The organism is Streptomyces sp. NPDC050211, assembly GCF_040656035.1.
In the GTDB taxonomy this organism is placed as follows: domain Bacteria; phylum Actinomycetota; class Actinomycetes; order Streptomycetales; family Streptomycetaceae; genus Streptomyces.
In genome coordinates, this window is record NZ_JBFALC010000050.1 from 48,161 (window position 1) to 62,211 (window position 14,051).

At 70.8% G+C, this 14,051-nt stretch carries 9 protein-coding genes; 2 read left to right on the forward strand and 7 right to left on the reverse strand.

All coding sequences use genetic code 11. The features are described 5' to 3' along the window. Positions 1 to 136: 136 nt before the first annotated feature. The 5 genes from ilvC to AB0I98_RS35970 all read right to left on the reverse strand — a co-directional run bounded on the left by ilvC (position 137) and on the right by AB0I98_RS35970 (position 8,261). Entirely contained in the window at positions 137 to 1,138 is a 1,002-nt protein-coding gene (gene ilvC, locus AB0I98_RS35950; protein WP_362949251.1) for a ketol-acid reductoisomerase, read from the reverse strand. A gap of 118 nt (positions 1,139 to 1,256) precedes the next feature. Further along, positions 1,257 to 1,781, reverse strand: coding sequence for an acetolactate synthase small subunit (gene ilvN, locus AB0I98_RS35955; protein WP_062708926.1), 525 nt, complete (start codon positions 1,779 to 1,781; stop codon positions 1,257 to 1,259). A 22-nt stretch (positions 1,782 to 1,803) separates the two neighbouring features. Further along, a complete protein-coding gene (locus AB0I98_RS35960; RefSeq protein WP_362949253.1) occupies positions 1,804 to 3,660 on the reverse strand; it encodes an acetolactate synthase large subunit in 1,857 nt (618 codons plus the stop codon). Positions 3,661 to 3,884: 224 nt separating this feature from the next. Then, on the reverse strand, positions 3,885 to 6,878 hold the full coding sequence (locus AB0I98_RS35965; RefSeq protein WP_362949254.1) for an EAL domain-containing protein: 2,994 nt from the start codon (positions 6,876 to 6,878) through the stop codon (positions 3,885 to 3,887). Between the two features lie 384 nt (positions 6,879 to 7,262). Continuing rightward, complete coding sequence (locus tag AB0I98_RS35970; RefSeq protein WP_362949256.1) at positions 7,263 to 8,261, reverse strand: 2-hydroxyacid dehydrogenase; 999 nt, start codon at positions 8,259 to 8,261, stop codon at positions 7,263 to 7,265. A 76-nt stretch (positions 8,262 to 8,337) separates the two neighbouring features. On the opposite strand from AB0I98_RS35970, the gene AB0I98_RS35975 reads away from it, so the two are divergent. Next, the gene (locus AB0I98_RS35975; RefSeq protein WP_362949257.1) at positions 8,338 to 9,336 is read left to right on the forward strand and encodes an aldo/keto reductase; all 999 of its coding nucleotides are present in this window, start codon (positions 8,338 to 8,340) and stop codon (positions 9,334 to 9,336) included. Between the two features lie 111 nt (positions 9,337 to 9,447). Next, entirely contained in the window at positions 9,448 to 10,656 is a 1,209-nt protein-coding gene (locus tag AB0I98_RS35980) for a PQQ-dependent sugar dehydrogenase (RefSeq protein WP_362949259.1), read from the forward strand. A gap of 5 nt (positions 10,657 to 10,661) precedes the next feature. Here the strand turns inward: AB0I98_RS35980 and AB0I98_RS35985 are convergent, their stop codons facing one another. Together AB0I98_RS35985 and AB0I98_RS35990 are read right to left on the reverse strand one after the other, a co-directional pair. Further along, a complete protein-coding gene (locus AB0I98_RS35985) occupies positions 10,662 to 10,859 on the reverse strand; it encodes a DUF6191 domain-containing protein (RefSeq protein WP_362949260.1) in 198 nt (65 codons plus the stop codon). A gap of 100 nt (positions 10,860 to 10,959) precedes the next feature. Then, positions 10,960 to 14,007, reverse strand: a complete 3,048-nt coding sequence (locus tag AB0I98_RS35990) for an AAA family ATPase (RefSeq protein WP_362949283.1) — start codon at positions 14,005 to 14,007, stop codon at positions 10,960 to 10,962. Positions 14,008 to 14,051: the final 44 nt, after the last annotated feature.

The window sequence follows — 14,051 nt, forward strand, 5'->3', positions numbered from 1 at the left end:
TCGCGGCAGTACCGGGCCTCCCCCAAACCGGGGGCTCGGGATACCCGCCCCCCGCCGGGGTTGTGGGGGGGGGGGGGCCGGGGCCCCCCCCCCGCGACGGCGCCCCGAAACCGGCGGCACCGTCGCGGAGCGCACGTCACGCGTCTTCGTCGTTGACCCACGACATGAGCTTGCGCAGCTCCTTGCCGGTGGTCTCCAGCAGGGACTCGGCGTCCTGCTGCTTGTACTCGTTGTACTTCTTCAGACCGCCGTGGTACTCGGCCATCCACTCACGCGCGAAGGTGCCGTCCTGGATCTCCGCGAGGACCTTCTTCATCTCGGCCTTGGTGGCGTCCGTGATGATCCGCGGGCCGGTGACGTAGTCGCCCCACTCGGCGGTCTCGGAGACGGACCAGCGCATCTTCTCCAGGCCGCCCTCGTACATCAGGTCGACGATCAGCTTCAGCTCGTGCAGGCACTCGAAGTACGCGATCTCCGGCTGGTAGCCCGCCTCGGTCAGCGTCTCGAAACCGGCCTTGACCAGCGCGGCCGTACCACCGCAGAGGACGGCCTGCTCACCGAACAGGTCGGTCTCGGTCTCCTCGGTGAACGTCGTCTTGATGACGCCGGCGCGGGTGCCACCGATGCCCTTGGCGTACGACAGCGCCAGCGCGAAGGCGTTGCCGGTCGCGTCCTGCTCGACGGCGGCGATACAGGGAACGCCGCGGCCCTCCTCGTACTGGCGACGGACCAGGTGGCCCGGGCCCTTGGGGGCGACCATGCAGACGTCGATGCCGGCCGGCGGCTTGATGAAGTCGAAGCGGATGTTCAGGCCGTGGCCGAAGAACAGGGCGTCGCCGTCCTTGAGGTTGTCCTTGATGGACTCCTCGTAGACCTGGGCCTGGATCGGGTCCGGGACCAGGATCATGATCACGTCGGCCTCGGTGGCGGCCTCGGCCGGGGTCACCACGCGCAGCCCCTGCTCCTCGGCCTTCGCCTTGGACTTGGAGCCCTCGTGCAGACCGACCCGGACGTCGACACCCGAGTCACGGAGCGACAGCGCGTGGGCGTGGCCCTGGCTGCCGTAACCGATGACCGCGACCTTGCGGCCCTGGATGATGGACAGGTCGGCGTCGGCGTCGTAGAACAGCTCGGCCACTTTGGGTTCTCTCCTTGTGTGCAGGTGTTGCGTCCCACCGTATGACGGCGGGCTTAAGGGAAGTCTGCGGGTCTCGGTATACGGGCGGCCGGTGTCCCCCGGCCGCCCGTGTCCGTCGTTATGCCGACCGGTCCAGGGCGCGCAGCGACCGGTCCGTGATCGAGCGCGCACCGCGGCCGATCGCGATCGTGCCGGACTGGACCAGCTCCTTGATGCCGTACGGCTCCAGCATCTTGAGCATGGCGGACAGCTTCTCGCCGCTGCCGGTGGCCTCGATGGTGACGGCCTCCGGGGAGACGTCGACGGTCTTGGCGCGGAACAGCTGGACGATCTCGACGATCTGGGAGCGCGTTTCGTTGTCGGCGCGCACCTTCACCAGAACGAGTTCGCGCTGAACGGCCGAACCGGGTTCCAGTTCAACGATCTTCAGCACGTTGACGAGCTTGTTGAGCTGCTTGGTCACCTGCTCGAGCGGCAGGTCCTCGACGCCCACCACGATGGTGATGCGGGAGATGTCGGGGTGTTCGGTGACGCCGACGGCGAGCGAGTCGATGTTGAAGCCGCGGCGCGAGAACAGGGCGGCGATCCGGGCGAGGATGCCCGGCGTGTTCTCCACCAGGACGGAGAGCGTGTGCTTGGACATGGTCTTTTTACGTCTCTCTCGCTCAGTCGTCTTCGTTGTCGCCGAAGTCGGGGCGGACGTCCCGGGCGGCCATGATCTCGTCGTTGGAGGTGCCGGCGGCGACCATCGGCCACACCATCGCGTCCTCGTGGACGATGAAGTCGACGACGACCGGGCGGTCGTTGACCGAGTTCGCCTCCTCGATGACCTTGTCCAGGTCGGCCGGGTCCTCGCAGCGGATCGCGTAGCAGCCCATGGCCTCGGACAGCTTCACGAAGTCGGGGACGCGGGTGCCGGCGCTCGGCTGCTTGCCGTCGGCCTCCGGGCCGCTGTGCAGCACGGTGTTGGAGTAGCGCTGGTTGTAGAAGAGGGTCTGCCACTGGCGGACCATGCCGAGGGCGCCGTTGTTGATGATGGCGACCTTGATCGGGATGTTGTTCAGGGCGCAGGTGGTGAGTTCCTGATTGGTCATCTGGAAGCAGCCGTCGCCGTCGATCGCCCAGACCGTGTGGTCCGGGGCTCCGGCCTTGGCGCCCATCGCGGCCGGGACCGCGTAGCCCATCGTCCCGGCGCCGCCGGAGTTGAGCCAGGTCGCGGGCTGCTCGTACTCGATGTAGTGCGCGGCCCACATCTGGTGCTGGCCCACGCCCGCGGCGAAGATCGTGCCCTGCGGCGCGAGTTGGCCGATGCGCTGGATGACCTGCTGCGGGGAGAGCGAGCCGTTGTCGGGCTGCTCGTAGCCCAGCGGGTAGGTCTCGCGCCAGCGGTTCAGATCCTTCCACCAGGCGCTGTAGTCGCCGGTGTTGCCCTCGCTGTGCTCCTTCTGCACGGCCTGGACCAGATCGGCGATGACCTCGCGGGCGTCACCGACGATCGGCACGTCGGCGGCGCGGTTCTTGCCGATCTCGGCCGGGTCGATGTCGGCGTGGACGATCTTGGCGTACGGGGCGAAGCTGTCGAGCTTGCCGGTGACGCGGTCGTCGAAGCGGGCGCCGAGGGCGACGATCAGGTCGGCCTTCTGCAGCGCGGTGACGGCGGTGACCGCACCGTGCATGCCCGGCATTCCCACGTGCAGCTCGTGACTGTCGGGGAATGCGCCGAGCGCCATCAGGGTGGTGGTGACGGGCGCTCCGGTGAGTTCGGCGAGGACCTTCAGCTCTGCGGTGGCCTGCGCCTTGAGGACGCCGCCGCCGACGTAGAGGACGGGCCGCTTGGCGGAGGTGATCAGCTTGGCGGCCTCGCGGATCTGCTTGGCGTGCGGCTTGGTGACGGGCCGGTAGCCGGGCAGGTCCATGGTGGGCGGCCAGGAGAAGGTGGTCTTCGCCTGGAGGGCGTCCTTGGCGATGTCGACCAGCACCGGTCCCGGACGGCCGGTGGCGGCGATGTGGAACGCCTGCGCGATCACCCGGGGGATGTCCTCGGCCTTGGTGACCAGGAAGTTGTGCTTGGTGATCGGCATGGTGATGCCGACGATGTCCGCCTCCTGGAAGGCGTCCGTGCCGATCGCCTTGGAGGCGACCTGCCCGGTGATCGCGACCAACGGCACGGAGTCCATGTGGGCGTCGGCGATCGGCGTGACCAGGTTGGTGGCGCCGGGGCCGGAGGTCGCCATGCAGACACCGACCTTGCCGGTGGCCTGCGCATAACCGGTGGCGGCGTGGCCGGCGCCCTGCTCGTGGCGGACCAGGACGTGGCGGACCTTGGTGGAGTCCATGAGCGGGTCGTACGCCGGGAGGATCGCGCCGCCGGGAATGCCGAATACCGTGTCGGCGCCGACCTCCTCGAGAGAGCGGATGAGGGACTGCGCACCCGTCACCTGCTCGGGGGCGGACTGGTGTCCTCCGGAACGGGGCCGCGGCTGCGGAGGATGGGCCCCGGTGGCCTGCTCGGTCATCGGCATTCTCTTCTCGATGCTGAGGGTTTTTGCGAAGTTCGTGCGGTGTGCGGCTGCTGTACGACAGGTGCCTGTGCAACAAAAAACCCCTCGTGCCATAAGGCAAGCGAGGGGAGCGCGCCGGGAGGGGTCGCTGAGCGGTCAAGGGCTCAGCTTCAGCCGACGCGCTTTCCAAGTACGAGAATTCGGGTGCGCATGGCACTGACCCTCCCCCCGGCACGCATCGCATGTCAAGGTGGTGGGACGGGAGTCTCATTATGTGAGCGAAGGGCACTGCTGCCTCCGAGAACAGCGGGCACACCACTGGTGTACACCCCCGAGCCCCCACCCGCGAACGCGGGCTCGGCCGGGCCGTGCGGCACCGGATAGTGGCCGGAAGCCAGTGCTCTGCGCAGCCGGTACTCGTCCAGCGGACCGGAGAACGCCATGCCCTGCCCATGTGTGCAGCCCATCGCGCGCAACGCCACGACCTGCTCCGGAAGGTCCACGCCGTCGGCCACGGACTGCAGCCCCAGATCACCGGCGATCCGCAGCAGCCCACTGGTGATCTTGTGCAGCCGAGCCGACTCGACGACGCCCTCGACCAGGGAACGGTCGAGTTTCAGTACGTCGACGGGGAGCCGCCTGAGCGCGGTGATCGCCCCGTATCCGCTGCCGAAGCCGTCGAGCGCGATCCGGACACCCAGCCGGTGCAGCACCCCAAGGCGTCGCTCCAGCTCGTCCAGGGACACCCGCGGATCGGTGTCCGCCAGCTCGATCACCAGCGCACCGGACGGCAGCCCGTGCCGGGTGAGCAGCGCCTCGATCGAACCGAGCGGCATCGAGCGGTCCAGCAGCCGCCGGGCACTGACCCGTACTGTCACCGGGACAGCCGACCCCGTCGTGGCCCGCTCGGCGGCCTGCTCGACGGCCTCCTCGAGCACCCAGCGGCCCAGCTCCTGCGTCTTGTCGCTGTCCTCGGCCACCCGTAGGAACTCGGCCGGGGTGAACAGCACCCCCTGCGAGGAGCGCCAGCGTGCCTGGGCGGCGACCGATGTGATCCGGCCGTTCTCGAGACAGACGACGGGTTGGTGCAGCAGCGCGAACTCGCCGTCGTGCAGCGCGGCCCGCAGGCGCGTGGCCAGCTCCGCCTTCCGTACGACGTCCTGCTGCATCTGCGGTGCGTACAGCTCCACGCGGCCCTTGCCGGCCGCCTTGGCGCGGTACATGGCGAGGTCGGCGTTGCGCTGGATCTCGCCCGCGCCCAGGCCCGCCTCGGCGAAGGCGACGCCGATGGACGCGTTGACCCGGACATCGTTGCCGTCGATGAGATATGGCTGCGAGAGCGTGACCCTGAGGCGGTCGGCGAGCTCCAGTATGTGACGTTCGCGGGAGGCGCGGTCACGGGTGCCGTCCCCGACGATCAGGGCCGCGAACTCGTCGCCGCCCAGGCGGGCCGCGGTGTCGCCCTGGCGGACGCCGTCCTGGAGTCTGCGGGCGGCCTGGACGAGCAGTTCGTCCCCGGCCTGGTGCCCGATCGTGTCGTTGACCGCCTTGAAGCCGTCGAGGTCGATGAAGAGGACGGCCGTACCGCCGAGTGCGGCGCCCCGGTCGGAGGCGCGTCGGCCGGACAGGGCCTGCTGGACGCGCTGGGTGAACAGGGCGCGGTTGGGCAGGTCGGTGAGCGGGTCGTGTTCGGCGTTGTGCTGGAGCTGCGCCTGCAGGCGCACTCTTTCGGTCACGTCCCGGCTGTTGAAGATCAGGCCGCCGTGGTGGCGGTTGACGGTGGACTCGACATTGAGCCAGCCGCCGTGGCCGGCCTTGAAGCGGCATTCGATGCGCGTAGTCGGTTCTTCGAGCGGGCTGGCGGCGAGGAAGCGGCGCACCTCGTGCACCACGCAGCCCAGATCCTCCGGGTGGATGAGATCGGCCAGTTCCGTACCCACGAGGTCCTCGGCGGGGCGGCCGTAGACCCCGGCGGCGGCCGGGGAGACGTACCGGAGGATGCCGTTGGGTGCGGCGATCATGATGACGTCGCTGGAACCCTGCACCAGGGAGCGGAAGTGGTTCTCCTTCTGCGCCAGTTCCTGGGTGAGGGTGATGTTGTCGAGCAGCATGATGCCCTGGCGCACCACGAGGGCGAGCACGACCGTGCCGCCGGTGAGGAGCACCACGCGGTCGACGCTGCGGCCGTTGAGGACGTTGTAGAGGATCCCCAGGGTGCAGACCGCGGCGGCGAGATACGGCGTGAGGGCGGCCAGCGAACCGGCGATGGGCCGGGCGGCCGGATACCGGCTGTGATCACCTCCCTGCGGGGGTGTGTGGTGGTGGCCGCCGCCGCGCTGTCCGGGCAGGTGCTCGTGCACCACGCGCGTGTGTCCCTCGTCCTCCGGTTGCCCCTGCCGCGGTGCGGACCAGGGGGCGTACGCCAGGAGCAGCGAGCCGGCGAACCACCCCGCGTCCAGCAACTGGCCGGAACGGTAGGTGTAGTGCAGCAGCGGTGAGGTGAACAGGGCGTCGCACATCACGGTCAGGGCGAGCGCGCCGATGGCGGTGTTCACGGCGGTGCGGTTGCCCGAGGAGCGCCGGAAGTGCAGCGCGAGCACCATGCTGACCAGGGCGATGTCCAGCAGCGGGTAGGCCAGCGACAGCGCGGTGTGCGCCACGCTCGATCCCTCGGACTTCGCCGCCTGGGCGAGCGCGAGGCTCCACGACAGCGTCAGCAGCGAGCCGCCGATCAGCCAGGCGTCGAGGCCGAGGCAGACCCAGCCCGCCTTCGTCACCGGCCGTTTGGCGAGGACCAGCAGGCCCACGATGGCGGGCGGTGCGAAGCAGAGGAAGAACAGGTCGGCGTAGCTGGGGCTGGGCACGGGCTGTCCGAGGACCACCTCGTACCACCCCCAGACCAGGTTGCCGAGGGCTGCCATCGCCGAGGAGAGTGCGAACAGCAGCCAGGCGGGCCGAAACCGGATGCGCCGGCTTCGGGCGTAGAGAAAGCAGGACACGGCCGCGGCGGCCGCCGCGGCGCTCAGACCGAAGTCACCCATGATCAGCGCGACTTGGTGCGAGCCCCAGCCGAGCGCGGAACCGACGGCGTATCCCGCGCACACCAGGGCCAGTGACAGTTGGAGGACCAGGCTCGACCCGCCGCCGGAGGACGGTGGCCGGGTCAGCAGCGCCCGCGTCGGGCGCCGCGCGCGCAGCGCTCCGCCGAGGGTGGTCGTGGTCGGCAGCGGCGAGGTCACCGGGCCCTCCCGGTCCGCGCCGCTCCGGGGTCCCGGGGGTCCCGGTGCGCCGGGTGCGCATGCCTCCTGCGGCTGCTGTGCCTGCGGTGGTGATGGCTGTGGTGATTGGCGTGATGGCCGCGTCTGCGCGCGGCGGTGCCCCAGGGTCGCCGCCGGCGGCCTCGCCGCGTCGGATCGTTCGTCCATAGGCCGTGCATCGCCCGTCGCCCCCCTCACAGTCTGAAATGTCCATCCCCGGCGCCGAACGGTGCGCGGCGCATCCCCTGTCGGGACGATACACCAGTCTCGTCACTCAGGGACATAGCTTCTCTACGCTCCGTGACGACCAGCGGCGATGTGGGCACGTACCGCACTCAGAGGATTGCGGAGGGTACTCGAAGCGGATTACACGCCCGTTTCGTCCGGCTCCTGTGCGCTCGCGGCATCCGTCGGCCGTATGCCGGTCGCGCCTGTCGTAAGGATCACGTTCCGCAACGGCTCATGGTTCACGAATCGGCTCAACTGGTCCGTGAGAAGCCGCTTGGCTCGCGGCAGGAAGGCGGATGTGGGGCCGCCGACGTGGGGGCTGATGAGCACGCCGGGCGCGCGCCACAGGGGGTGTTCGCGGGGCAGCGGTTCGGGGTCGGTGACGTCGAGGGCGGCGGTGATGCGGCGGCTCTCCACTTCGGCGAGCAGGGCCTTGGTGTCGACGACCGCGCCGCGGGCGACGTTGACGAGCAGCGCGCCGTCCTTCATCCGGCCCAGGAAGTCGGAGTTGACCAGGTGGCGGGTGTTTTCGGTCAGCGGCGTGGACAGGATGACGACGTCCGCCTCGGGCAGCAGGGCGGGCAGTTCGGTGAGCGGGTGCACCAGGCCGCGCGCCGTGGTGCGCTCAGAGCGCGCGACGCGCGCCACCCGCGCGAGCTCAAAAGGCGCGAGCCGGTCCTCGATGGCGGCGCCGATCGAGCCGTATCCCACGATGAGCACGTTCTTGTCGGCCAGCGCCGGCCGGAACCCGCCGAGCCACTCGCCCCGGTCCTGCGCCCGCACGAAGTCGGGGACACCGCGCAGTGAGGCGAGGATCAGGGTGAGCGTGAGCTCGGCGGTGCTCGCCTCATGCACCCCGCGCGCGTTGCACAGCCGTACGCCGGGCCGCAGATGCCTCAGCCCCGACTCCACATGATCGATACCGGCGGACAGGGTCTGCACGACCTGGACGGACGTCATCTCGGGCAACGGACGCTGCCCGATCGCGGGCGCCTTCATATAGGGCACCACGTAGTAGACGCAGTCGGCCGGGTCCGCGGGAAAGTCCTCGCCACCGTTCCAGAAGCGGTAGTTCGGCCCTTCCGGGAGCCCTTCGATCTCTTCCGGCGGGATGGGCAGCCACACGTCAGCAGTCATGCCAGGAGGCTATGTCAGGGGTGTGAGGGTGCAGAGGTTAGGTTGGGGGGCGCTGAAGAGGGAGGGTTACGGGCTGGTGGAGCGCAGGACGATCGGTGCGGCGGCGCTCGTGGTGGGGGCCGTCGGGCTCGGGTGCATGCCGATGAGCTGGGCGTACAGCGGCTCGCGGCAGCGGGGCGACGAGTCGCTCAGGGCCGTGCACCGGGCGCTCGATCTGGGCTCGAACCTGCTCGACACGGCCGACATGTACGGCCCGTTCACCAATGAGCTGCTGGTGGGACGGGTGCTGAAGGAGCGCCGCGAGGACGCCTTCGTTTCGACGAAGGTCGGCCTGCTCGTCGGCGAGCAGCACGTCGTGGCCAACGGGCGGCCGGGCTATGTGAAGCGGGCGTGCGACGCGTCGCTGCGGCGACTGCAGACCGATTACATCGACCTCTACCAGCTGCACCGAGCGGACCCGGAGGTTCCGGTCGAGGAGACCTGGGGCGCGATGGCGGAACTGGTCCAGGCCGGAAAGGTACGGGCGTTGGGGCTGTGCGCGGTGGGCGCGCGCTCCGGGCGGCGGCCGGGGGCCCGGCTGCACGACGCGACGGTGCGGCAGCTGCAGCGGGTGCAGCAGGTCTTCCCGGTGAGCGCTGTGCAGGCGGAACTGTCGGTGTGGTCGCCGGAGGCACTGGAGACGCTGCTGCCGTGGTGCGAGGCGCGCGGCGTCGGTTTCCTGGCGGCGATGCCGCTCGGCAACGGCTTCCTGACCGGCACGCTGACCCCCGGCGAGGGCTTCGAACCGGATGACGTCCGGGCCCGCCACCCCCGCTTCACGGCCGAGATGATGGCCGCGAACCAGCCGATCGTGGCCGGTCTGCGCCGGGTGGCGCTCCGCCACGGCGAGGACGTCACACCGGCCCAGGTTTCCCTGGCCTGGGTGCTGGCCCAGGGACGGCATGTGGTCGCCGTGCCGGGCGCCAAGCAGGAGCGCTGGGTGGCGGAGAACGCGGCGGCGGCCGAGGTGGGGCTCACGGTGCGGGACCTGGCGGAGGTGGCGGAGCTGCCGGGGGCGCAGGGATCCTGGGACTGAAACGGCAGTTTGCGGACGTTTCGGATGTGCTGGTGCCGATGTCCGGAGCTTGATGGGCCGGGCCGTGATTCGGGATTGGTTGATCGGGAACCTGTGGGGCGCGAGCGGTGTATGACAAGTAGAACTCGCCGCGTCGAAGGGACCATGATCGTGCAACGTCGAGCTGTGGCGGCCGTATTGGCCGCGGCCACACTCCTGCTGACGGCCGGCTGCTCCTCCGACGACGGAGGCTCGGGATCGTCGGGCGGCGAGGAGAGCGCGTCAGCGGGTGGTACGAGCCCGCAGTCCTCGCCCTCGGGACAGGCCGCCGAGGCCACCCCGCCCGCGAAGGGCTCGGTGAAGGTCGTGCGCACGGTCACCGAGGACCTGAGCACCCCGTGGGGCCTGGCCCCGCTCCCCGACGGCGACCTGCTGGTCTCCTCACGCGACGAGGCCACGATCACCCGGGTCGACACGGAGACGGGCAAGAAGACCGAGCTGGGCGAGGTGCCCGGGGTGTCCCCGGCGGGAGAGGGCGGCCTCATGGGCCTCGCGCTCTCCCCGGACTACGCCTCGGACCACATGATCTACGCGTACTTCACCTCGGCCTCGGACAACCGCATCGTCCGCATGCTGTACGAGGAGGGGAAGCCCTCCGGCGAACAGCTCGGCGCGCCCGACACGGTCTTCCGGGGCATCCCCAAGGGCTTCATCCACAACGGCGGCCGGATCGCTTTCGGCCCGGACAAGATGCTGTACGCGGGCACGGGCGAGAGCGGTGAGGAAGGCCTGTCCCAGGACAAGGAGTCCCTCGGCGGCAAGATCCTCCGCCTGACCCCGGAGGGCGACCCGGCGCCGGGCAACCCGTTCTCGAACTCGCCCCTGTACTCCTACGGTCACCGCAATGTGCAGGGTCTCGCCTGGGACTCCAAACAGCGCCTGTTCGCCGCGGAGTTCGGCCAGGACACCTGGGACGAGCTGAACGCGATCAAGCCGGGCGACAACTACGGCTGGCCGGAGGCCGAGGGCAAGTCCGACAACTCCGCCTACCGCAACCCCATAGCCCAGTGGGGCACGGACGACGCCTCCCCCAGCGGCATCGCCTACGCCGAGGGCTCCGTCTGGATGGCGGGCCTGAAGGGCGAACGCCTCTGGCGCATCCCCCTGAAGGGCACGGAGGCCTCGGCCGACCCCCAGGCCTTCCTCGAAGGCGAGTACGGCCGACTGCGCACGGTGGTCCCGGCGGGCGGCGACAAGCTGTGGCTGGTGACCAGTGAGACCGACGGCCGCGGTTCCCCGTCCGGCGGCGACGACCGGATCCTGGAGGTGCAGGTGAAGTAGGCCTCTCACTCCCCGGCGGCGGACTCCGCATCGTCCTCATCCGGCGTCGGCTGCCGTACGACGACCTTCCCGGACGCAAGATCTATCGGCCCGCGCCCGGGGTCCCCGTCCCCGACATCTTCCCGCGTCAGTTCCAGCCGGTTCTGCTCGTCACGGGTGTGCTTGCGGCCCGGAGCAAAGAGCTCCTCGAACATGTTGAACACGGCGCCTCCTGCCGGTCCCTGACAGCGTACGCCGCACCGGATGCCGGGAGGTGGGGCACGAGAGCGGCTTCCCGTCGCCGTGAACCCGGCGCGGTGCGCCTCACCCCGCCGCCGGAGCCGGGGTGGAGTCGGGGGCGAACAGCCCCAGCCGATGCGCCACCGCCGCCGCCTCTCCCCTGCCCGAGACGCCGAGTTTGGACAGGATGTTGGAGACGTGGACGCTGGCGGTCTTCGGGGAGATGAAGAGTTCCTCGGCGATCTGGCGGTTGGTGCGGCCGGCGGAGACCAGGCGCAGGACGTCGCGTTCCCGGCCGGTGAGGCCGAGGGCGTCGGCGGGGGCGAGCGGCTGTTTGGGGGTGTGGGTCAGGGGGAGGCGGGCGCGCTGGGCGAGCAGGGCGGTCGCGTCGGCCAGTGGGCGGGCGCCGAGGTGGTCGGCGACGGCATGGGCGAGGCGCAGCAACTCGGCGGCCCGGTCACGTTCGTCCTCGCCACCGGACGGCAGCAGGGCTTCGGCGAGGCGGTACCGGACGCGGGCGAGATCGTAGGGCCGGTCGAGGCATTCGAAGGCGGCGACGACCTCGGACCAGTCGTCCGGGGTGCTGCGCGCCTCGGCCCGCAGCAGTTCGGCGCGGACCCAGCGTTCGTACGCCTGCCAGACGGGGACGTTCGTCGTCAAGGACTTGGCGGCGGTGCGGATGCGGTCGAGGACCTCGGCCCGGCCCGCATCGGCGGCGGGCAGGCCGTATGCGTCGGCCTCCGCGGTGGCGGCGATGAGGAGCAGGGGCCAGGCGTAGCGCTGGGTGCCGGGCGGGAAGCCCGTGTCCAGGACGCGCTCGAGTTCGGCGCGGGCGTCGAGGAGGCGGCCCTCGGCGACGGCGATGCCGATCGCGAGGCGGCCCAGCGGCAGCTCGTGCTGGGGCACGTGGTCGTGGGTGCCGAAGTGTCCACGGGCCGCGGACAGTTGGCGGCCGGCCTCGGCCAGGTCACCGCGGGCGAGCGCGAGCAGGGCATGGGTCTTGGCGCGGAAGCCGCGGGGCTTGGCGCTCTGGCCGACGCGCTCCGAGGCGTCGGCGGCCTCCGCGGCCTCGGTCCAGCGGCCCAGGGAGTGGAGGGAGTCCGCGAGGTTGCCCCACACCCAGGCCTCGGTGTCCGGCAGGCCCAGTCCCCGGGCGAAATCGACGCCTTCCTGGAGCACGGCGACGGCCTCCTGCGAGCGGCCTATGCCTTCCAGGTGGGAGGGCAGGTTCACAAAGGCGCGGCCCATCACGGAGACGTCTCCGAGCGTGGCCACCTGCTCCTTGACCCGGTACACCTGGGCGAGGCCGGGCTCGATGTCACCGGAGTCGACCATGAGCCCGCCGAGGGTCAGCCGTGCGTTCATCTCGATGTCGCGGGCGCCGACCATGCGGGCGTACTCCACGGCGCGTTCGGCGGCGGTGAGCGCGTCGGGGCCCGGATTGTGCAGCATCGACCAGTTGGCGACCGAGGAGAGGACCTCGGCATGCACTTCGGAGGGCGGCAGGCCGCGTACGAGGTTCTGGGCGGTGGCGAGTTCCTGCCATCCGTCGCCGCGGCCGAGGGCCTGGATCAGCCGGGCCCGCTGGTTCCAGAACCAGGCGGCGCGCAGGGAATCTCCCTCGTCCTCCAGCACCCGAATCGCCCGCTTGGTGATCTTCAGGGCGCGTTCCCGCTCCCCGCACAGCCGCCCCGCGACGGCGGCCTCGGCCATCAGGTCGAGGGCGCGCAGCGGGGTGGTGGCGGGGTCGCAGCCGCAGGGGGGATAGACCTCGGTGTAGTCGACGGGGCGCAGCGTGGCCCGGATCTCCTCGGGGGCGGTGTCCCACAGCTCCATCGCCCGTTCCAGCAGCCGTAGTTGTTCGGAGTAGGCGTGCCGGCGGCGGGCGGTGACGGAGGCGGCGAGGACCGCGGGCAGGGCCTTGGCGGCGTCATGGGCGTGGTACCAGTAGCTGGCCAGGCGCATGACGCGCTCGTCGGCGGGGACGAGCGTCGGGTCGGCCTCCAGGGCTTCGGCGTAGCGGCGGTTGAGCCGGGAGCGCTCGCCGGGCAGCAGATCGTCACCGACGGCCTCGCGGACCAGGGAGTGACGGAAGCGGAAGCCGTCCCTGTCCGGGGCGGCGCTGAGGATGTTGGCGTTCACGGCGGCCCGCAGCGCCTCGATCAGATCGTCCTCGGCGAGCCCGGCGATGGAGGCGAGCAGCCGGTACTCGACGGCGGAGCCGCCCTCGGCGACGATCCGGGCGACCCGCTGGGCACTCTCGGGCAGGCCCTCGACCCGGACCAGGAGCAGATCACGCAGGGAGTCCGTGAGCCCGGCGTGGCAGCCCTCGGCGGCGGACACGGCGAGTTCCTCCACGAAGAAGGCGTTGCCGTCGGAGCGCTGGAAGATCTCGTCGACCTGGGCGGGGTCGGGCTCGGCGGCGAGGATGCCGGCGACCTGGCGGCACACTTCCTCGCGGCTGAAGCGGCCGAGTTCGATACGGCGGACCGTGCGCAGCCGGTCGAGTTCGGCGAGCAGGGGGCGCAGCGGATGGCGGCGGTGGATGTCGTCGGAGCGGTAGGTGGCGAGGACGACGAGGCGGCCGGTGCGCAGCGTGCGGAACAGGTAGGCGAGGAGGTGGCGGGTGGAGGCGTCGGCCCAGTGCAGGTCCTCCAGCGCGACGACGACGGTGTGGTCGGCGGCGACGCGCTCCAGCAGGCGTGCGGTGAGTTCGAAGAGGCGAGCCGTGGCCTCCTCGTCGTCCCGGCCCGTGGCCCGGGCGGTGGATGTCTCGCCCATCTCGGGCAGCAGCCGGGCCAGTTCCTCCTCCTGTCCCGCGGCGGCCGTCGCCAGCTCGTCGGGCAGGGCGCGGCGCAGGGCGCGCAGGGCGGCGGAGAAGGAGGCGAAGGGCAGTCCGTCGGCGCCGATCTCGACACAGCCGCCGAGCGCGACGACCGCGCCCTGCCGGCACGCCGCGGTGGCGAACTCCTCCACGAGCCGCGTCTTGCCGACCCCGGCCTCACCGCCGATCAGTAACGCCTGCGGCTCGCCGGCAGCGGCGCCGGCGAGCGCGTCGTTCAGCATGTCCAGCTCGTCACCACGGCCGACGAAGACGGGACTTACGGACCTGGTCTCCACAGCCCCGAGCATCGCACGGGGGTCCGACAACGCGGGACCGGTTTTCTCCGGGGTGG